1 protein-coding gene is annotated in these 262 nt (G+C 76.3%); it reads right to left on the bottom strand.

Features of this window, described 5'->3' with window-relative positions:
• Nucleotides 1–262 (bottom strand): hypothetical protein (locus AC3II9_RS21945; protein WP_489158832.1); only part of this gene is annotated, 262 nt, incomplete at both ends.

The raw sequence follows: 262 nt of genomic DNA, 5'->3' as shown, positions 1-262 counted from the left end.
CTCCACCCGGGGCTTCTGCAGGATGACCGAGAGGGCGTCGAGCAGAGCCGGGAAGCTCGACAGGCCGACCATCAGGAACAGGAACACCCCGGTCGCCACCACCGCGAGGACGATCCCGGCGAGGCGCACCCCCGGGCGGCGCGAGGCGATCATCAGGGCCGGCCCGACCGCCGCGAGCGCGCCCGTCGAGGCCGCCGACCCGGCGATGATGAACCCGGCCGCCGCCAGCGCCAGGTAGCGGCCCCGGCGGGGGTTGGGCGGC

Source organism: Lysinibacillus sp. RU7, from assembly GCF_057837305.1.
The sequence above is the reverse complement of the archived record's forward strand: the minus strand, read 5'-3'. Positions and strand labels throughout refer to the sequence as shown.